The sequence below is a fragment of the Acetanaerobacterium sp. MSJ-12 genome, assembly GCF_018917875.1.
GTDB classification, from domain to species: Bacteria; Bacillota; Clostridia; order Oscillospirales; family Ruminococcaceae; genus Bittarella; species Bittarella massiliensis.
The window spans coordinates 94,601-114,209 of the sequence record NZ_JAHLPK010000011.1 but is presented as its reverse complement, the minus strand read 5'-3'; the positions used below and the strand labels follow the sequence as shown (position 1 = coordinate 114,209).

General features: G+C 65.6%; 16 protein-coding genes. 12 read left to right on the top strand and 4 right to left on the bottom strand.

The genetic code is table 11. The annotated features are described in order from the left end of the window. The first annotated feature begins 35 nt into the window (after positions 1 to 35). The 4 genes from KQI11_RS11980 (at position 36) to KQI11_RS11965 (ending at position 3,460) form a co-directional block, all read left to right on the top strand. A complete protein-coding gene (locus KQI11_RS11980; protein ID WP_059005540.1) occupies positions 36 to 1,112 on the top strand; it encodes a BMP family ABC transporter substrate-binding protein in 1,077 nt (358 codons plus the stop codon). Between the two features lie 184 nt (positions 1,113 to 1,296). Continuing rightward, complete coding sequence (gene ymfI / locus KQI11_RS11975; RefSeq protein WP_216402276.1) at positions 1,297 to 2,034, top strand: elongation factor P 5-aminopentanone reductase; 738 nt, start codon at positions 1,297 to 1,299, stop codon at positions 2,032 to 2,034. A gap of 272 nt (positions 2,035 to 2,306) precedes the next feature. After that, positions 2,307 to 2,864, top strand: coding sequence for a nucleoside 2-deoxyribosyltransferase (locus KQI11_RS11970; RefSeq protein WP_185916382.1), 558 nt, complete (start codon positions 2,307 to 2,309; stop codon positions 2,862 to 2,864). Then, entirely contained in the window at positions 2,855 to 3,460 is a 606-nt protein-coding gene (locus KQI11_RS11965; RefSeq protein WP_216402275.1) for a nucleoside 2-deoxyribosyltransferase, read from the top strand. Before KQI11_RS11970 ends, KQI11_RS11965 begins: the two co-directional genes overlap by 10 nt. Positions 3,461 to 3,654: 194 nt before the next feature. Here KQI11_RS11965 and mnmA read toward each other — a convergent pair whose 3' ends face one another. The 4 genes from mnmA to rnhA form a co-directional block, all read right to left on the bottom strand. Further along, on the bottom strand, positions 3,655 to 4,734 hold the full coding sequence (gene mnmA / locus KQI11_RS11960) for a tRNA 2-thiouridine(34) synthase MnmA (RefSeq protein WP_216402274.1): 1,080 nt from the start codon (positions 4,732 to 4,734) through the stop codon (positions 3,655 to 3,657). Further along, complete coding sequence (nifU, locus tag KQI11_RS11955) at positions 4,727 to 5,152, bottom strand: Fe-S cluster assembly scaffold protein NifU (protein ID WP_021660233.1); 426 nt, start codon at positions 5,150 to 5,152, stop codon at positions 4,727 to 4,729. The genes mnmA and nifU overlap by 8 nt, the downstream gene beginning before the upstream one ends. Before the next feature lie 84 nt (positions 5,153 to 5,236). After that, positions 5,237 to 6,424, bottom strand: coding sequence for a cysteine desulfurase NifS (nifS, locus tag KQI11_RS11950; protein WP_216402273.1), 1,188 nt, complete (start codon positions 6,422 to 6,424; stop codon positions 5,237 to 5,239). A gap of 230 nt (positions 6,425 to 6,654) precedes the next feature. Then, complete coding sequence (gene rnhA / locus KQI11_RS11945; RefSeq protein ID WP_185916386.1) at positions 6,655 to 7,110, bottom strand: ribonuclease HI; 456 nt, start codon at positions 7,108 to 7,110, stop codon at positions 6,655 to 6,657. A gap of 423 nt (positions 7,111 to 7,533) precedes the next feature. On the opposite strand from rnhA, the gene KQI11_RS11940 reads away from it, so the two are divergent. From KQI11_RS11940 to KQI11_RS11905, 8 genes are all read left to right on the top strand, one after another. Beyond that, complete coding sequence (locus tag KQI11_RS11940) at positions 7,534 to 9,627, top strand: ribonuclease J (RefSeq protein ID WP_216402272.1); 2,094 nt, start codon at positions 7,534 to 7,536, stop codon at positions 9,625 to 9,627. A gap of 52 nt (positions 9,628 to 9,679) precedes the next feature. Next, positions 9,680 to 11,656: a DHH family phosphoesterase gene (locus KQI11_RS13555; RefSeq protein WP_216402271.1), complete on the top strand. Its 1,977-nt coding sequence runs from the start codon at positions 9,680 to 9,682 to the stop codon at positions 11,654 to 11,656. Positions 11,657 to 11,711: 55 nt separating this feature from the next. Further along, positions 11,712 to 12,158, top strand: a complete 447-nt coding sequence (gene rplI, locus KQI11_RS11930) for a 50S ribosomal protein L9 (protein WP_021659427.1) — start codon at positions 11,712 to 11,714, stop codon at positions 12,156 to 12,158. A gap of 121 nt (positions 12,159 to 12,279) precedes the next feature. Continuing rightward, positions 12,280 to 13,635 carry a replicative DNA helicase gene (gene dnaB, locus KQI11_RS11925; RefSeq protein ID WP_353653979.1) on the top strand — a complete coding sequence of 452 codons (1,356 nt, stop codon included), beginning with the start codon at positions 12,280 to 12,282 and terminating at the stop codon, positions 13,633 to 13,635. Beyond that, positions 13,625 to 15,022 (top strand): tRNA lysidine(34) synthetase TilS, encoded by a 1,398-nt coding sequence (tilS, locus tag KQI11_RS11920; RefSeq protein ID WP_216402270.1) that lies wholly within the window; start codon positions 13,625 to 13,627, stop codon positions 15,020 to 15,022. Before dnaB ends, tilS begins: the two co-directional genes overlap by 11 nt. Positions 15,023 to 15,026: 4 nt before the next feature. Continuing rightward, positions 15,027 to 15,566: a hypoxanthine phosphoribosyltransferase gene (hpt, locus tag KQI11_RS11915; protein ID WP_044992738.1), complete on the top strand. Its 540-nt coding sequence runs from the start codon at positions 15,027 to 15,029 to the stop codon at positions 15,564 to 15,566. Between the two features lie 29 nt (positions 15,567 to 15,595). Beyond that, positions 15,596 to 17,593, top strand: coding sequence for an ATP-dependent zinc metalloprotease FtsH (gene ftsH, locus KQI11_RS11910; RefSeq protein ID WP_216402269.1), 1,998 nt, complete (start codon positions 15,596 to 15,598; stop codon positions 17,591 to 17,593). A 1,389-nt stretch (positions 17,594 to 18,982) separates the two neighbouring features. Further along, positions 18,983 to 19,501, top strand: coding sequence for a hypothetical protein (locus tag KQI11_RS11905; RefSeq protein ID WP_216402268.1), 519 nt, complete (start codon positions 18,983 to 18,985; stop codon positions 19,499 to 19,501). Positions 19,502 to 19,609 lie beyond the last annotated feature (108 nt).

The window sequence follows — 19,609 nt, the reverse complement described above, 5'->3', positions numbered from 1 at the left end:
CGGCGGCCAGCCGGTGCAGAGAGGAGAATGGTACCGTGAAGAAAAAGAAGATGCTGTCGATTTTGCTGGTGGCTGTGCTGGGCCTTTCGGCCTTTGCGACGGGCTGTGGAAAGGGGGACGCGGGGGAGGAGAAGAAACCGCTCAAGGCAGCCTACCTCTGCGACCGGCTGGGCGACAAGGCCTTCAACGACATCGCCTGGGAGGGGTTCCAGAAGGCGTCGCAGGACTTTGGGCTGGAGATCAAGGTGGTGGAGTACGGGACGGACAAATCCAAGTTTGACCCCTCGGTCATCGACGCGGCGGAGAACAACGACATCGTGGCCTTTTCGGGCAACGAGTTCATGGAGATCGTGGAGAAGCACTACCAGGAGTTCCCGGACACCAAGTTCATCGGCGTCGACATCCCCCCCGACTACCAGGTGGAGATGCCCAACGTCTTCGCCGTCTACTACGCCCAGAACGAGGGGGATTACCTGGCGGGCGTCCTGGCCCAGAAGATGAGCAAGACCGGCATCGTGGGCTTTTTGGGCGGCGCAGAGGTGATCGTCATCAACGACTTCCTGGTGGGCTTTGTCGAGGGCAGCAAGCGGGCCGACCCCAACGGCAGGATCGCCATCTCCTATGTGGGCGACTTTGTCAACGCCACCAAGGCCAAGGAGATGGGGCTGCTGATGATCCAGCAGAAGGCCGACATCCTGCACCAGGTGGCGGGGGCCGCCGGCCTGGGGATGTTTGAGGCCTGCCAGGAGAAGGGGGCCCTGGGCATCGGCGTGGACGCGGACCAGCGGGCCTTCTTCCTGGACAGCAAGCCCGAGATCGCCGACGTCATCATCACCTCCATGCTCAAGCGAAACGACATCGCCATGTACAACATGCTCAAGGGCACGGTGGAGGGCACCCTCGCCTACGGCACCCTGGAGACCATGGGGGTCAAAGAGGGGGTCACCGCCCTGGTGGAGGACGACTACTACAAGGAGATGGTCCCCCAGGAGGTGCGGGATTACCTGGAGGAGATCAAGGGCGAGATCGTCGAGAAGAAGATCAAGGTGAGCAGCTATTTCGGCATGGAGCAGAGCGAGTTTGTAAAGATCCGCGACTCGGTGCGGCTGTAAAGGGCCGCCGGGGCCATCGCCACTGCCCCCCTCTTCCCTTCCCGGGGCGAGGGGGCAGGCCCCCCGACCAGTTTGCGCGCCGGCCGGTGCAGCCCTTCGCTGTGCCGGCCGGCGCGCATTTGCCCAAAGGGGGGCGGCTGTGCTATACTCACACTGAACAAAAAAAGGATGGAGGGGAAGCGCGATGGGGAGAACAGCGCTCATCACCGGTGGCTCTCGGGGCATCGGCGCCGCCTGTGCCCGGGCCTTTGCCGCCGCCGGGTGGAAGGTGGCCATCAACTACTGCCACAGCCGCGGGGCGGCCGAGGCCCTGGCGGGGGAGCTGGCGGCGGCCGGTGCGGCGGTGCTGGCGGTGGGGGCCGACGTCTCCGACCGCCGTGCGGTGGAGGAGATGTTTGCGCGGGTCGAGCGGGACCTGGGCCCGGTGGCGGCCCTGGTCAACAACGCCGCCATCGCCCCCCGCCAGGGCCTCTTCACCGACCTGGACAGCGCGGGTTGGCGGCGGCTCTGCGGGGTGGACCTGGACGGCGCGGTCTACTGCTGCCAGCGGGCCCTGCCGGGGATGATCCGCGCCGGGGGCGGCAGCATCGTCAACCTCTCCTCGGTCTGGGGGGTGCAGGGGGCCTCCTGCGAGGTGGCCTATTCCGCCCTCAAGGCGGGGGTCATCGGCCTGACCAAGGCCCTGGCCAAAGAGGTGGGGCCCAGCGGGGTGCGGGTCAACTGTGTGGCCCCCGGCGTCATCGACACCGAGATGAACGCCCACCTCGGCCCTGCCGACCGTCGGGAGCTGGCCGAGGCCACCCCTTTGGGCCGGTTGGGCCGGCCGGAGGAGGTAGCCCAGGCGGTCCTCTTTTTGGCGGGGGAGGGGGCCTCCTTCATCACCGGCCAGGTGCTGGAGGTGGGGGGCGGTTTCCCCGCCTGAAAAGAGGGTGAGAGCCCCTTCCCAACAGCGGGAAGGGGCTCTCTGTTTTTTGGTTTCCAGCCCAGTATAGCGAAGGGGAGAGGGGCTGTCAACGGCCCGGGGCGATCCTTGTAGGGGGGCATCAAAAGCGCCGTCTATCTTTGGGGGCTTTGCGCATTTACAGCCCGGCGATTTCTCCCTATACTGGTGGCGTACGCATTGGTCAATGCTGGTGGAGACACGTTCCATCGGCCTGTACTGGTGGTGTGCCAAATCGATCGAGGAGTGATGAAATGGCAAGCAAACAGACCATCTGCCTGTGCACCCCCCAGCGGTATGCGCCGGATTGGGAACAGCAGCGACAGAGATACCAAAGGGCCTGCGAGGCGCGGGGCTTTGCCCTGCTGGAGCCCGATTGCGCCGGACAGCGGGTGGAGGACGACTTCCACAGTTGGATGGAGACCGTTCGGCGCTGCGACATCCTGGTGGGGGACATGAACAACTTCCGCGGCTGGGAGCCCGATTCGGGGGCCTGCTTTGTCCTGGGCGCGGGCTATGTCTGGGGGAAGAAGATCTACCTCTACCTAGACGACCTGCGCAGCTGCGCCGAGAAGTTCACCGAGGAGAAGTACCAGGACGAGCCGGGGGAGCAAATCGACATCACCGCCCCCGAAAACCAGAACAAGGGCACCGTCTCCAAGGGCTGGCGGGACAAGGAGGGGATCGTTCTGGAAAACGGCCCCCTGAACCTGATGATGTCCGCCCACGCGCCCATGGTGGAGGGCGGCTTTGAGGAGGCGCTGGAGCGGATCCAGCAGGACGAGGAAGGGGGCGCACACCGGTGTTTGTAGACAAAAATGGGGTGGTCCGCCGCCCGGTGGCCTATCTGGCCGGGCCGGACATGTTCTGGCCCAACGGAATGGAGATCGGCGCCGGGTATGTGGAGTTGAGCCACCGCTACGGCATCGACGGCATCTTCCCCCCCGACCCCGCCAGGGAGGACCAGTACCGGGAGTACACCCCGGTGGACAACTCGCAGGAGGAGCTGGAGAAGAAGATCTTCACCCACGACATGAACCAGATCTACCGCTCGGACATGATCATCGCCAACCTGAACGACTTCCGCCGCGGGCAGGAGCCCGACTCCGGCACCGCCTTTGAGTGCGGGGCCGCCTGGGCCCTGGGGCTGCGCTGCTACGCCTTTATGGAGGACATCCGCCCCCTGGTGGAGCGCTTTTCTGGCGCCAAGCACCAAAATCTGGAGGGTCGCTGGGTGGACGGGCAGAGCTACCTCATCGAGGACAGGGGGCTGCCCTACAACCTCTTTCTGGGGGTGCCCTTCACCTTTGTGCAGGGGACGATGGAGGACGCCATGAAGCGCGCCCGGGCCGATTTTGACCGGGAGCTGGCGGCCGCCGGATACCCGCCCTACACCCCGGAGGGGTGAGGGGGAGGGGCTAAGCGCCCTTCCCGGACCGAGAAAAAAAGAGAGCTGTGTCCCGGCCGGTCGGCCCGGGGCACAGCTCTTTTTGATCGCTCTCTTAAAAAGGGGGCTATTTGCCGCCGAAGAAGTAGCCCAGCAGCACCAGGGCCACGATCACCCCGACGGTCATCACCAGCACCTTCATGGCAGAGGGCTTTTCACGCGGTTGTCTGGGGTCCACCTGCAGCACCTCCGTTCTCCGACCGAGGCCGGTCGATGATCCCGCCGCCGATCACCAGCCCGTCTCGGTAAAAGACCGCCGACTGGCCGGGGGCCGGCGCCCGCTGGGGCGTTGCAAAGTGGACGGTCAGCCCGCCGCCGGGCAGGGGGTGCAGGGTGGCGGGGCAGGGTTTGGCCACCGAGCGGATCTTCACCAGCACCTGCGCCCCTTCGGCGAGCTGGGCCGGGTCGGGGGCGCAGACCTCCCGCAGGCGGATCTCCCCGGCGTACTCCTCCCCCGCGTCGCAGAGGAGGACGTCCCCGCTGGCAGGGTCGATGGCGCGGACAAAGACCGGCCGCCCCAGGGCGATGCCCAGCCCCTTGCGCTGGCCCACCGTGTAGTGGGCGATGCCCCGGTGGGGCCCGGCGGGGCTGCCGTCGGGGGCGATGAACTGCCCCCGGCGGGAGGGGCCGCAGCGCCCCTCCACATAGGCGGGGTAGTCGCCGTCGGGGATGAAGCAGTTCTCCTGGCTGTCGGGCTTGTCGAAGGTGGGCAGCCCCGCCTCCCGGGCCAACTGGCGGACCTGGGGCTTCTCCATCCCCGCCAGGGGGAGCAGCAGCCGGGCCATGATCTCCTGGGGCAGCCGGTAGAGCATATAGCTCTGGTCCCGCTGGGCCGACTGGGCCTGGGTGAAGTAGTAGGTGTCCCCCCGGCGCACGATCCCCGCGTAGTGGCCGGTGGCTATCCAGTCGTAGCCGCCGCGCTGCATCTCCTCGTAGAGGGCGGCGAACTTGACGGTGGGGTTGCAGCGGACGCAGGGGTTGGGGGTCTCGCCGGAGAGGTAGCTCTGGCAGAAGTAGTCGATGACCTCGCGGGAAAACCGCTCCCTCAGGTTGCAGACGGTCAGGGGCACCCCGAAGAAGTCGGCCGCCAGCCGGGCGTCTTCCACCGCCTGATGGTGGGCGGGGGACATGTCAAAGACCACCCCGCCCACCTCATAGCCCTGCTTTTGCAGCAGGGAGACGCAGGCGGAGGAGTCCACCCCCCCGCTCATGGCGACCAGGACCCGCTCAGCCATGGCAGGCTTCGCAGTCGCCGATCTCCCCCACGATGGGGGTCGGGTCGATGCCCTGCTTGCGGTAGTAGTCGCTCAGGGCGGCCTTCACCGCCTGCTCGGCCAGCACCGAACAGTGGATCTTGGCCGGGGGCAGCCCGTCCAGCGCCTCGATCACCGCCTTGTTGGAGAGCTTCAGGGCCTCGCTGATCTTCTTGCCCTTGATCATCTCGGTGGCGATCGAGCTGGTGGCGATGGCCGCGCCGCAGCCGAAGGTCTTGAACTTCACGTCGGTGATGGTGTCCCCGTCGATCTTCAAGTACATCTTCATGATGTCGCCGCACTTGGCGTTGCCCACCTCGCCGACGGCGTCGGCGTCCTCGATCTCGCCCACGTTGCGGGGGTTGGAGAAGTGGTCCAGTACCTTTTCAGAATAGAGCATTTGTCATCCGCCTTTCCAGTTGTAAAAATGTGTGTTGAGAGGGGCGCGTTCGGGGGAAAGGTCCGCCCGCGCCCGGCCGGGCCGCTACTGCTCGGCCTTGACGATCTTCTCCCACAGGGGGGACATGGCGCGCAGCCGCGCCACCACGGTGGGGATGGTCTCGATGATATAGTCGGCCTCCTCCTCGGTGATATCCTCGGCCAGGGAGAGGCGCAGGGAGCCATGGGCCACGTCGTGGGTCAGCCCCAGGGACAGCAGCACGTGGCTGGGGTCGAGGGAGCCGGAGGTGCAGGCCGAGCCGGAGGAAGCCGCGATCCCGTTTAAGTCCAGCATCAGCAGCAGGGACTCGCCCTCCACCCCCTCGAAGGAGAGGTTGATGGTGCCGGGCAGCCGCTTCACCGGGTCGCCGTTGAGGCGGGTGTGGGGCAGCTCGAGGGCCGCGGCGATGATGCGGTCCCGCAGGGGGGTCAGGTGCTCCCTCTTGCGGGCGATGGCCGCCGGGTCGCAGGCCAGCTCGATGGCCCGGCCCAGCCCCACGATGGAGGCCACGTTCTCGGTCCCGGCGCGGTGGCCCCGCTCCTGGCCGCCGCCGTCGAGCAGGTTGGGGATGGCGATTCCCCGCCGCAGGTAGAGGGCGCCCACCCCCTTGGGGCCGTGGAACTTGTGGGCCGAGAGGGAGAGCATGTCGATGTTTTGGGCCTTCACGTCGATTTCCACGTTCCCCACCGCCTGCACCGCGTCGGTGTGGAACCAGACCCCCCGCTCCCTGCAGATGGCGCCGATCTCGGCGATGGGCTGGATGGTGCCGATTTCGTTGTTGGCGTACATCACCGAGACCAGGGCCGTCTCGGGGCGGATGGCGGCGGCCACGTCGGCCGGGTCCACCAGCCCCTCGGGGCTCACCGGCAGGTAGGTCACCTGACAGCCCAGCCGCTCCAACTTCTGGGCGGTGTGGAGGATGGCGTGGTGCTCAAACACGGTGGTGATCAGGTGGGTCTTCCCCTTTTTGGCCAGGGCCATCACGGCCGCCTTGAGGGCCCAGTTGTCCGCCTCCGATCCGCAGCCGGTGAAGTAGATCTCCCCCGGCTCGCAGCCCAGGGCGTTCGCCGTCTGCACCCGGGCGTGCTCGATGGCCGCCAGGGCGGCCCGCCCCTTTTGGTAAATGCTGGATGGGTTGCCGTACTCCTCCTTTAAAAAGGGGAGCATGGCCTCCAGCACCGGCTCGCTCACCGGGGTGGTGGCGGCGTTGTCCGCGTAGATATATCTGCTCATGGAACACACCTCATATCTCTGTAAAATGGGGGCCGGCTGCGCCGTCCGGCGCGGCTGGGGGACCCGTCGACTCTAATATACACCAATTTAGTATGAATTGCAAGGGGGACGCCCGTCTATTTTCAAAGAGGGCCGCTGCCGAGTGGGGGGAGGGGCCCCGGCCCAAAAGCGGGCTCTGATAAAATGGTATTCCCCGCCGCCCCGATTGGCGACAGCCGGCCGCCCTCGCTTCAGCGCCCGGCGGCGCCGAAGCGGTCGCGCTGGGCCACCGCCAGGGCGTCGCAGCGCTCATTTTCCGGGTGGCCGGCGTGGCCCTTGACCCAGTGCAGGGTCACCTGGTGCACCTCCAGCAATTCCAGCAGCCGCCCCCAGAGGTCGGGGTTGAGGGCGGGCTCCTTGTTCCCCTTGCGCCAGCCGTTTTTCCGCCAGCTCACGGCCCAGCCCTTCTGCACCCCGTCCACCAGGTATTTGGAGTCGGAGTAGAGCTCCACCCGGCAGGGGCGCTTGAGGGCGGCCAGGGCCTCGATGGCGGCGGTGAGCTCCATGCGGTTGTTGGTGGTCTGCGCCTCCCCGCCGGAGAGTTCCCGCACCGCGTCGCCGCAGCGGAGGATGGCGCCCCAGCCCCCGGGGCCGGGGTTGCCGCTACAGGCGCCGTCGGTAAAAATTTCCACGTGATTTGCCGGCATCTCTCTGCCTCCCTTTCCCGCCTGGCCCCCGCCCGTCGCGGCGGGGCCCGGCGCTTTTTCCAGTATACCCAAAAAGGGGCGGCGGCACAAGCGCCGCCCCTTGGCGAAAGGGAGATATTTCTCGCCCGATCGGCCCATACTGGGAAAAGACGGAAGGGCGGGGAAGGCATTCCCCCTTCCTTGACATTTGCGGGGAAAACGGATAGTATGATTTTATCTGTATCTGTACGTTTTTCCCTGCGCCCTTTGGCGCAGCGTGTGGCCGCAGACCCTCTGCGCGTCGGCAGAGCCGGGCGGCCGCGCACCCTTTCCGGGCATTCGGAAAATCCTACAATCCAATCAATGAAAATAAAGAGGCGCCCTGCGGGGCGCCTGCGGCGGCTGTGCCCAAAAGGGCCCGCCCCGCAGTTACAGGAGGAACAAATGGCAGAATCAACCACCGACAAGAACAAGACCCAGGGCGCTTCTCAGCCCCAGCAGAAAAAGAGCGGCCGCAGCGGCGGCAACCGCCGTCCCCGCCAGGGGCAGGGCCGCCCCGCCAAAAAGGCGACCCCGGCCCAGGCGGCCAAGGCGCAGGAGCAGGCCCAGGCGGGCGCGGCCAAGCAGCCGGCCCAGCAAAAACAGGCCCCCCAGAAAAAGCAGGCCGCGGCGGCCAAACAGCCCGCCCAGGGCGGCCAGCGGCGGCCCTCGAGCCGCAGCCGCCAGCCCAAAAAGGCCACTCCCGCCCAGGCGGCCAAGACCGCAGCCGCCGCCCAGAGCGCCGCGCTGGCCCCGGCCGCCGCCCCCCAGCCCCAGGCCGAGGGGAAGAAAAAGCCCTTCGGCGGCCGCAAAAAATCGGCTTCCGGCAAAAAGGGCGGCGCCCTGCCGCTGCGCATCGTCCCCCTGGGGGGGCTGCACGAGGTGGGCAAAAACTGCACCGCCGTCGAGTACGGCGAGGACATCGTGGTCATCGACTGCGGCCTCACCTTCCCCGACAGCGACATGCCCGGAGTGGACATCGTCATCCCCGACTTCACCTATTTGATCGAAAACAAAAAGCGCATTCGCGGCGTGGTCCTCACCCACGGACACGAGGACCACATCGGCGGCCTGCCCTACCTGTTAAAGGAGATCAGCGTCCCCCTCTACGGCACCCGGCTCACCCTGGGCCTGGTGGAGGGCAAGCTGGAGGAGCACCGCCTGCTGGAAAAGAGCAAGCTCAACGTGGTGGCCGCCGGCGACCGGGTGCAGCTGGGCAGGATGCAAGTCGAGTTCATCCGGGTCAACCACTCCATCCCCGGCGCGGTGGCGCTGGCCTTCCACACCCCCGCGGGGACGCTGGTGCACACCGGCGACTTCAAGATCGACTACGACCCCATCGACGGGGAGATGATCGATCTGGCCCGCTTTGCCGAACTGGGCAAAGAGGGGGTCACCGCGCTGCTGATGGACTCCACCAACGCCGAGCGCCCCGGCATGACCGCCTCTGAGCGCAGCGTGGGCCGCTCCTTTGAAAACCTCTTCGCCAGGGCGGGCAACCGGCGCATCATCATCGCCAGCTTCGCCTCCAACATCCACCGCATCCAGCAGATCATCGACACCGCCCACAAGTTCCGGCGCAAGGTCCTCGTCAGCGGCCGCAGCATGGAAAACGTCACCGCCCGCGCCATCGAGCTGGGCTACCTCAAGGTGCCCAAGGGCCAGCTCATCGAACTGGCCGAGGCCGGCGATTACCCGCCGGAGAAGCTGGTGGTCATCACCACCGGCAGCCAGGGCGAGCCCATGGCCGCCCTCTCGCGGATGGCAAACGGCACCCACCGGCAGCTGTCGGTCAACAGCCGCGACTTCATCATCATCTCGGCCCGGCCCATCCCCGGCAACGAAAAGCATGTGGGCAACGTGGTCAACGCCCTCTTCAAGCTGGGGGCCGAGGTCATCTACGAGAGCATGTATGAGGTGCACGTCTCCGGCCACGCCTGCCAGGGCGAGCTCAAGACCATCCTCGCCCTGACCAAGCCCCAGTACTTCATGCCGGTGCACGGCGAGTACCGCCACCTCATCAAAAACGCCGGCCTCGGCCGCTCCCTGGGCATCCCCGAAAAGAACATCGTCATCAGCGAAAACGGCCGGGTGGTCGAGTTCGGGCCCCGGGGCGTCAAGAAAGACGAGCTGGTCACCGCCGGCAAGGTCATGGTCGACGGCCTGGGCGTGGGCGACGTGGGCAGCATCGTCCTGCGCGACCGCAAGCGCCTGAGCGAGGACGGGCTGCTGACCATCGTCATCACCATCGACTCCGAGACCAGCGAAGTGGTGGCCGGCCCCGACATCGTCACCCGCGGCTTTGTCTATGTGCGCGAGAGCGAACAGCTCATCAAAGAGGCCCGGGCAGTGGTGACCAAAACCCTCGACAAGTGCCTGGAGAGGGAGGTCAACGACTGGGCCGACTTAAAGCTGAACATCCGCGAGGCCCTGTCCATGTTCCTCTTTCAAAAGACCAAGCGCAGCCCCATGATCCTCCCCATCATCATGGAGGTCTGAGGCAACGATCTGGCCGCCCCCGGCGGGGCGGCGCCATTGGGAAGGTGAAGGCGTGAAAAAAAGCTACAAGGGGTTTTACCCCCTCCTCTATGTGATCGCCGGCTGCTGTGTGCTGCTGACGGCGCTCGCCTGGTTTGTCCACCCGCTGCTCTGCGCGGCCATGGGTGTGGTCTCTGCCGGGGTGGTGGCCGTCGCCTGGTGGATGATCGCCGGGCTGCGCCGCCGGGCCTTTCAGGTCATCGACGTGGTGGCCTCCGACATCACCTTCGAGCGGGGGGCGGCCATCCAGTCCTTCCCCCTGCCCACGGCGGTCACCGCAGCGGACGGGGAGATCCTCTGGCACAACGGCCTCTTCGCCGCCATCTTTGGCAAGGGGGAGGGGGACTGTTTCAGCGACGGCCTCTCCCGGCTCATCTCCGGCTTTAACCTGGCCAAGGCCAAGCAGCCCACCGGCTGCCCGGTGCGCATCGGCGACCGGTTCTTCTCGGCCTTTGCCGCCGTCTCCCTGCGGGAGGGGCGGGAGACCTCGGTGATCTACCTCTGCGAGACCACCAAGCTCAAGCGCGACTCCATCGAGTACCTGCAATCCCGCCCCTGCATCTTCAGCATCCTGGTGGACAACTACGACGACATCCTCCAGTCCTACAAGGAGAGCGAAAAGGCCCGGGTCACCGGCGAGGTGGAGCGGAGCTTGGAGGAGTTTGTGGGCCGGCAAAACGGCATCCTCATCAAGATGAACAACCGCCGCTTCTTCGCCGTGGTGGAGTACCGCTACATGCACAAGATCATTGAGGAGCGCTTCCCCATCCTCGACGACGTGCGCAAGATCACGGTGGACGGCAAGGTGCCCATCACCGTCTCCATCGGGGTGGGGATGCAGCCGGACAGCCTCACCGGCAACCTGGAGACCTCCCGCCACGCCCTGGACATGGCCCTGGGCCGAGGGGGCGACCAGGTGGCGGTCAAGACCGTCAACGGTTACGACTTCTACGGCGGGGTCTCCAAGGGGGTGGAGAAGCGCACCAAGGTGCGGGCGCGGATCATCGCCTCCGCCCTGCTGGAACTCTGCAAGATCCACCGGCAGGTCATCATCATGGGCCACCGCTTCTCCGACATGGACAGCGTGGGCTCCTCCGCCGGGCTCTGCCGGGGGCTGCGGCTGCTGGGGATCGACGCCTTTGTGGCCGTCGACCGGCAGACCACCCTTTCGGCCCCCCTCATCGAGCAGATCGGCGCCGCCGGGTTTGAGTCCCTCTTTGTCGACGCCGCCGCGGCCCGCGACCTGGTGGACGACGAGACCCTGGTGGTGGTGATGGACACCCACGCCAAGCCGATGGTCGAGGTGCCCGAGCTGCTGGAGCGGTGCAAGTCGGTGGTGGTGATCGACCACCACCGCAAGCGGGTGGACTACATCGAAAACGCCGTCATCTTCTACCACGAGCCCTACTCCTCCTCCGCCTCCGAGATGGTGGCCGAGCTGCTGCAGTACCTGGGCGACGGGGAGAAGGAGGTGGAGGCCGTCTTCGCCGAGGCCCTGCTGGCCGGGCTGGTTTTGGACACCAAGAACTTCGCCGTCAAGACCGGGGTCAAGACCTTTGAGGCGGCGGGCTACCTGCGCTCCCTGGGGGCCGACACGGTGGAGGTCAAGCGTCTCTTCTCCTCCACCATGGAGGACTTTCAAAACCGCACCGCCATCGTCACCGGGGCCCACGTCTACAAGAGCTGCGCCATCGCCAAATCCCCCGACGACATCCCCGACATCCGGGTGGTGTCGGCCCAGGCTGCGGACGAGCTGTTGGAGATCTCCGACGTGCGGGCCTCCTTCGTCCTCTTCTCCCAGGGCAGCCAGGTGAACATCTCGGCGCGCTCCCTGGGGCAGCTCAACGTCCAGTTGATTTTGGAGAGTTTGGGCGGCGGCGGCCACCACACCATGGCCGGCGCCCAGCTGCGGGAGACCAGCCTGGACACCGCGGTGAAGATGTTGGAAAAATCCATCGACCTCTACTACGAGCAAAACCACATTCAATAGATACCACCAGATGAAAAGGCCCCCGCGAGCGGGGGAGAGAAGGGAGAGAACTGCCATGCAGGTCATTTTGAAACAGGACGTGAAGGGAACGGGCAAAAAGGGGGAGTTACATAAGGTTTCCGACGGGTACGCCCGCAACTTTTTGCTCCCCAAAGGGCTGGCCATCGAGGCCGACGCCCAGGCCATCAACGACCTGAAAAACAAGCAGGCCGCCGCCGAGCACCACACCCAGGAGGACATTGCCCGCTGCAAGGAGGAGGCCGCCAAGATAGACGGCAAGACCGTCACCGTCAAGGCCAAGGCCGGCAAAGAGGGCAAGCTCTTCGGCTCAGTCACCGGCAAGGAGATCGCCCAGGCCGTGCAGGACGCCTACGGCGTGGCGGTGGACAAGCGCAAGATCAAGCTGGACACGGCCATCAAGGCCTTTGGCAGCTACAGCGCCCAGGTGAAATTCGCCCACTCCATCGAGGCGGAGATCAAGGTCTCGGTAGTCGAGCTGTAACAGCGCCGCAGGGGGACGACGGCGGGCCGGGAAAACCGGCCCGCCCGCGTCCCCTTTCGCCGTGTAAGTGAGAAGTCGAGGCGGGCCCCGAGGGGCGCCCGCCCAAGAAGGAGGGACTGCGGTGGAACCGCTGCAACCAACCGGGGACGTGTACGGCCTGAATATGCCCTACAACCTGGAGGCCGAACAGTCGGTGCTGGGCGGCATCCTCATCGACCCCAACTGCCTCTCCACCGTGTTGGAAAGGCTGAAGCCCGAACACTTTTACAACCCCCAACACCGGGAGATCTACGCCTGCATCATCCGGATGTTCACCGCCGGCGAGCCCATTGACTTTGTCACCCTGCTCAACGAGGTCTGTGACCGGCAGATCTTCGAGACCAAAGACCAGGCCAAGATCTACCTGACCAACATCGCCCAGATGGTGCCCTCCCTCTCCAACATGGAGACCTACGCCCGCATCATCGAGGAGAAGTACTACCTGCGCACTCTCCTCTACACCGCCCGGGACATCATCGACACCACCTCCGAGGGGGAGCAGGACGCCAAGATGCTGCTGGACATCGCCGAGCAGAAGATCTTCGACATCCGCCAGGGGCGCACCGCCCAGGGGCCCCAGCGCATCGACGGCATCATCATCGACACCTTCGACAGCCTGCAGCAGATTTCCGGCGACGACAAGCAGGCCTTCACCGGCCTCTCCACCGGCTTTTCGGCGGTGGACAGCCTGATTTTCGGCCTCAACAAGTCCGACCTGATCCTGCTGGCGGCCCGCCCGGCCATGGGCAAGACCAGTTTCGCCCTCAACATCGCCACCAACGTGGCCAACCGCAGCGACAAGGCGGTGGTCATCTTCTCGCTGGAGATGAGCAAGGAGCAGCTGGTATCCCGCGTCCTCTCCAGCGAGGCGTCCATCTCCAACTCGGCCTTTCGCACCGGCGATTTGACCGGGCAGGAGTGGGCCAACCTGGTGGCGGTGGCCGAGCACCTCTCCCAAAAGGAGATCTATATCGACGACTCCTCGGGCATCACCGTCCCCGAGATGAAGGCCCGGCTGCGGCGGATCAAGAACCTGGGGCTGGTGGTCATCGACTACCTGCAGCTGATGACCTCCGGCCGCCGCATCGAGAGCCGGGTGGCGGAGGTGTCCGAGATCACCCGGAGTCTGAAGATCATGGCCAAGGAGCTGGACGTGCCCATCATCACCCTCTCCCAGCTCTCCCGCGGGCCCGAGAGCCGGCCCGACAAGCGGCCGATGCTCTCCGACCTGCGCGAGTCCGGCTCCATCGAACAGGACGCCGACATCGTCATGTTCCTCTACCGGGACGAGTACTACAACCGGGACACCGAGGACGTGAACATCGCCGAGTGCATCGTGGCCAAAAACCGCCACGGCGAGGTGGACACGGTGAAGCTGAGCTGGGACGGCTCCTACACCCGCTTCGCCTCGCTGGAAACCTACCGCGATGCCCCGTAACCCAGAGGGGGAGGGGCTGCGGGCGGCCGTCTGCGCGGCGGTGCGGAGGCACCGGATGTTTTCCCCCGGCGAGCGGGTGATCGTGGCCCTCTCGGGCGGGCCGGACTCGGTGGCCCTCCTCCACGCCCTGTTGGCAAGCGAGGGGGAGCTGGGGGCCCGGCTCTCGGCCTGCCATCTCAACCACCGGCTGCGGGGGGAGGAGGCCGGGCGGGACGAGGCCTTCGTCCGCGCCCTCTGCGCGCAGTGGGGGGTGCCCCTGTACGCCTTTTCCGAGGACGTGCGGGCCGCCGCCCGGGCCCGGGGCATTTCAGAGGAGTTGGCCGGGCGGGAAATCCGCTACCGCCTCTTCGGCGAGCTGGCCGAGCGGGAGGGGGCGAAGATCGCCACCGCCCACCAGCTCACCGACCAGGTGGAGACCGTCCTCTTTCGCCTCACCCGCCGCGCCGGGCTCGACGGGCTCTGCGGCATCCCCCCGGTGCGGGGTCCCTTCATCCGCCCCCTGCTGGGCTGCACCCGGGCCGAGGTGGAGGACTACTGCCGAAAGGAGGGGCTCCCCTTTGTGGTGGACTCCACCAACGGGGACGAGACCTATGCCCGCAACCGCATCCGGCTGCAGGTGCTGCCCGCCCTGCGGCAGCTCAACCCCAGCCTGGAAAAGACGGTGGCCGCCACCGCCGGCTACCTGGCCCAGGACCGGGATTTTCTCAATCTCCGGGCCGCCGAGGCATATGCTGATTGCAAGGGCCCCGGCGGCGGGGCGCTCCCGACCCTGAACGCCGCCGCCTTTGCGGCCCTCCACCCGGCCCTGCAGGGCCGGGTGGCCCGGCTCTTTTTGACCGACTGCGCCCTGCCCGCCACCGCCCTGGCCGCCGAGGCGGTGGCGCGGTTGGCCGCCGGGGAGGAGGGGGAGCGGGAGCTGGCCGCCGGGCGCTACCTGCGCCGCCGGGGGGACCTGCTTGTCTGCCGGGAGCGGACCGCCCCCCCGCCGCCGGCAGCGCCCTGCGAGCTGGCGGTGGGCAAAAGCGCCAGTATTTTTGGCAAAACCCTCACCCTCTGTGTCACAACAGCGGAAAATGGTGCAATTCTAGAAAAAGTTCACAAAAACCACTTAATAAATTGTATGGACTATGATAAACTAAAGACTACACTTGTTGCGCGCGGCCGCCGGGAAGGGGACAGCATCGCCCTCTCCCGGCGGGGCGTCACCAAAACGCTGAAAAAGCTGTTTTGCGAGCTGGGCATCCCCCCCCAAGAGCGGGGGCGGGTCCCGGTGATCGCCGACGGCGAAGGGGTGGTCTGTATCCCCGGCGTGGACGTGGCGGCCCGGGTTGCCGTGACCGGAAAAACCGAGAGGATAGCGGTACTGTACTGCGGGGAGGACGTATAAAATGATGAAAGACGACGTGCTGAAGACCCTGATCGGCGAAGAGGAACTCAAGGAGCGGGTGCGGGAGCTGGGCGAGCAGATCACCCGGGACTACCAGGGCAAGAACCTGCTGCTGGTGAGCGTGCTCAAGGGCTCGATTGCCTTTATGGCGGACTTGATGCGGGCCATCGATCTGCCCCTGTCCATCGACTTCATGGCGGTTTCAAGTTACGGCGCGGGGGTCAAGACCTCCGGCGTGGTCAAGATCATCAAGGATCTGGACATCGACCTCAAGGGCTATGACCTGCTGATCGTCGAGGACATCCTCGACTCGGGCATGACCCTCAGCTACATCATGGAGATGTTGGAGGCCAGGGAGCCCAGTTCGGTAAAGATCTGCACCCTGCTCGACAAGCCCGAGCGCCGCCAGGTGTCGGTGGCCCCCGCCTATGTGGGCTTTACCGTCCCCGACGAGTTCGTCATCGGCTACGGGCTGGACTACGACGAGAAGTACCGCAACCTCCCCTATATCGGCGTTCTCAAACCGGAAGTTTACACGAAATAGCAAAAGCAGTCAGTTAGGAGGCTAAGCCGTTGACAAAAAAGAGAGGGAAAGGCTCCGGCACAGGGATCTATGTACTCATCCTGTTGGGGCTGGTGGTCTGCGCCTTCGTCCTGCTCAACCTCAAGACGGGCGAGACCAGAACCTACCAAGAAGTCATCGGGTATTTTGACGACCAGAAGGTGGAGAAGTTCACCCTGGATTTCGGCAGCGGGGAACTCAAGGCCAAGCTGCGGGGCCAGGAGGAGACCATCACCTACAACGTGCCCAATGTAAAGATGTTTGTGGACCATGTGGAGCCCGGTGTGCTCGCGTACAACGAGAAGCACCCCGACGCCCCCATTGAGTACGACTACACCCCGCCGGTGGAGGCCCCCTGGTGGGCGGCCATGATCCCCTATGTGCTGCTCATCGGCGGGATGGCGCTGCTGTGGTTTTTCATGTTCCGCCAGTCCGCGGGCAGCGGCGGCAAGATGAATTCCTTCGGCAAGGCCAAGGTCAAACCCCAGCAGGGGGAGGGCCCCAACCGGGTCACCTTCCAGGATGTGGCCGGCGCCGACGAGGAGAAGGAAGAGCTGCGCGAGGTGGTGGAGTTCCTCAAAAACCCCGGCCAGTTCTCCGCCCTGGGCGCCCGCATCCCCAAAGGGGTGCTGCTCATCGGCCCTCCGGGCACCGGCAAGACCCTGCTGGCCAAGGCGGTGGCGGGGGAGGCAAAAGTCCCCTTCTACTCCATCTCCGGCTCCGACTTTGTGGAGATGTTTGTCGGCGTGGGCGCCTCCCGCGTGCGCGACCTCTTTGACCAGGCCAAGAAGAGCGCCCCCAGCATCATCTTCATCGACGAGATCGACGCGGTCGGCCGCCAGCGCGGCGCCGGCCTGGGCGGCGGCAACGACGAGCGGGAGCAGACCCTCAACCAGCTGCTGGTGGAACTGGACGGCTTTGGCGCCAACGAAGGGGTCATTGTCATCGCCGCCACCAACCGCCGCGACGTCCTCGACCCCGCCCTGCTGCGGCCCGGCCGCTTCGACCGCGAAGTCTATGTGGGCTACCCCGACATCAAGGGCCGGGAGGAGATCTTGCAGGTGCACGCCCGCAACAAACCCCTGGGCCCCGACGTGGACCTGGGCGTCATCGCCAAGACAACAAACGGCTTCACCGGCGCCGACCTGGCCAACCTCCTCAACGAGGCGGCCCTGTTGGCGGCCCGCAAAAACCGCAAGGCCATCACCGAGGCCGACATTCAGGAAGCCACCATCAAGGTGGTGGCCGGCCCCGAGAAGAAGAGCCGGGTGGTCTCCGACAAGGAGCGCCGCCTGACGGCCTACCACGAGGCGGGCCACGCCATCGTCACCTACTACTGCAAGTCCCAGGACCCGGTCCACCAGATCTCCATCGTCCCCCGGGGCCAGGCGGGCGGCTACACCATGAGCCTGCCGAAGGAGGACCGCAACTATCGCACCCGCTCCCAGATGTTTGAGGACATCGTCACCCTGCTGGGCGGACGGGTGGCCGAGTCGCTGATGCTCGACGACATCTCCACCGGCGCCTCCAACGACATCGAGCGGGCCACCAACATCGCCCGGGCGATGGTCACCCGCTACGGCTTCTCCAAGGAGCTGGGCCCCCTGGTCTACGGCACCGACCAGCAGGAGGTGTTTTTGGGGCGCGACCTCAACCAGGCGCGCAACTACTCCGAAGAGGTGGCCTCCAAGATCGACAAGGAGATGCGGGCCATCATCGACAGGGCGTACAGCCAGGCCAAAACCATTTTGGAGGAGCACACCGACGCCCTGAACACCGTGGCCAAGGTTTTGCTGGAGTACGAAAAGGTCGACGGCGAGACCTTCATCAAATTGATGGAGACCCCGCTGCTGGAGGGGGAAGGGACGGCTCCGGCCCTCTCGGCCCCGGCGGGCGAACCCCCGGTCCTGCCCGAGGGGAACGGCGGCCTGCCGACACCCCCCGCTCCCTCGGCCCAGCCCGATGCGGGCAAGGGCGGAGAAGAGGACAAGAGCGGACCCCAAGCATAGCGCTTTTTACCGAACAGAGATAGGCGGCTGCCGAGGTATCGGCAGCCGCCTTTTTGCGCCCGCTGGCAGGGGGCCATCTGCTTGGCAGCCGGTGCGTTTTTTGTCCTCCTCCTCCCTTTTTTTCGCAGTCTCGGAGGAGGAAGCGGCAGTCGTCCTGGCGCACTGGTCTGCCGGTGCAGTGGGAAAAGTAGCGCTTTTGGCCCGGGAAAGAAAGTGCCGGTCCTATCGCCACGCCAGTCCGCCGATGTAGTGGAAAAGCCGCCCTCTTGCCCTAGAGGAGGAGCCGGAAGCTTTCCCGCTGCGTCAGCCCACCAGTGAAGTAGGAAAAGCCGACCTCTTGGCCCGGAGGGGGTGGCAGTCCTCCCGCTGCGCCGGTTCGCCGGAGCAAAAGAAAAAGCCGACCTCTTGACTCAGAAGGGACAACATTCGCCCTGCCGTGCCGGTTCGCCACTGCAGTGGGAAAAGCTGTCCTCTTGTCCCAGAGGAGGAAGCGCTAGCCCTCCTGTCGTATCAGTTCGCCGATGCGGTGAGAAAAGTCGTGCTCTCGCCCTAGAGAAGGGGACGATAGTCCTCCCACCTTGCCGATTTGTCGGTGCAGCGGGGAAAGCCTCGCTCTTGCCCTAAATGAGGGAACAGCAACCCTATCGCTGCGTCAGCCTGCCAGTGAGATAGGAAAAGCTTACCTCTTGTCCTGGGGGAGACGTCGGCCCTCCCGCCGTGCCGGTCTGCCGGTGCAGTGGAAAATGCAGCGCTCTTGACCGGGAGGAGGGGATGCCGGCCCTCTCACCGTGTCAGCCTACCAGTGAAGTGGAAAGAGTCTACCCTACCTTTTGGCCCGGAGGAGGTGTTCGCCGGAGCAAAAGGGAAAGCCTCCCGCTAGACTCAGAGGGGACAACATTTATCCCGTCACGCCAGTTCGATGGTGTAGAAGGAAAAGCCGACCTCTTCCCCTAGAGGAGGGAACGATAGCCCTCCTGTCGTGCCGATTTGTCGGTGCAGTGGGAAAAGCCGATCTCTTGTCCCAGAGGAGGAAGCGCTAGCCCTCCCGTCGTATCAGTTCGCCGATGCAGTGAGAAAAGTCGTGCTCTTGCCCCAGGGGAGGGAACACCAACCCTCTCGCCGCGCCAACCTGCCAGTGAAGTAGAAAGAGCTTACCTCTTGCCCTGGGAGGACGCCAGCCCTCCCGACGTGCCGGTCTGCCGGTGCAGCAGAAAATGCCGTGTTCTTGACCGGGAGGAGGAAGCGCTAGCCCTCCCATCGCGCCAACTCGCCAGCGCGAAAGAAAAAGTTGTCCTCCCTTTCGCCGCCCATTTTTTACCCAAATCTCACCGCCCCGTCACTGTTTTTTCACAAAAGCTGGGTATCCTATCAGCACAGTGAGGTGACGCGATGGATTGCTATTACGAGATCGACAGCTATGTGACGAGAGAGGGGCTGCAGGCCATGGGCGCGGCGCTGGCCCCCGGGCGCGGGGTACAGCGCGTCACCCGCGCCGCCCTGTTTGCTACCGCCCTCCTCTTTTTTGCCGCCGCCCTCGCCCCGGCCCTCTCCTCGGTGTGGGGCGGGCTCCTCCTGCAGGCCGCCTTCTTCCTGCTGGGGCTTACCGTGTTGGCCCTCGCCCTCTTTTGGGAGGGGCTGCTGCCCCGGCTCTACTGCCGGAAAAACAGCCCTCTGCTGGGCCGCCAGCACCTGACACTGGGGCGGCGGCAGCTGATCTGTACCGCCGGCGGGCGGGAATGGCGCCTTGTATACGCCGAGGTGGTGCGTGCCCGAGAGCAGGGCGGCGTCATCTACTTGAGCGACGGGGCGCGGCACCTGGCGGTGGACCGCCGCGGCCTGCCCCTGGAACAGGCGCAGGAGATCGCGGCGCTGCTGCACCGAAAGCTGCCCGGTGGGGTCTGGGGATAGCTCCCCTTTTGCCCGCCGGCAGAAAAAATAGATGGCGCGGGAGACCGGCTGCGCAATGAGCCGGCCCCCCGCGCCCCTTTTGTGCGCGCCCCGAGGCGGGCGCATAAG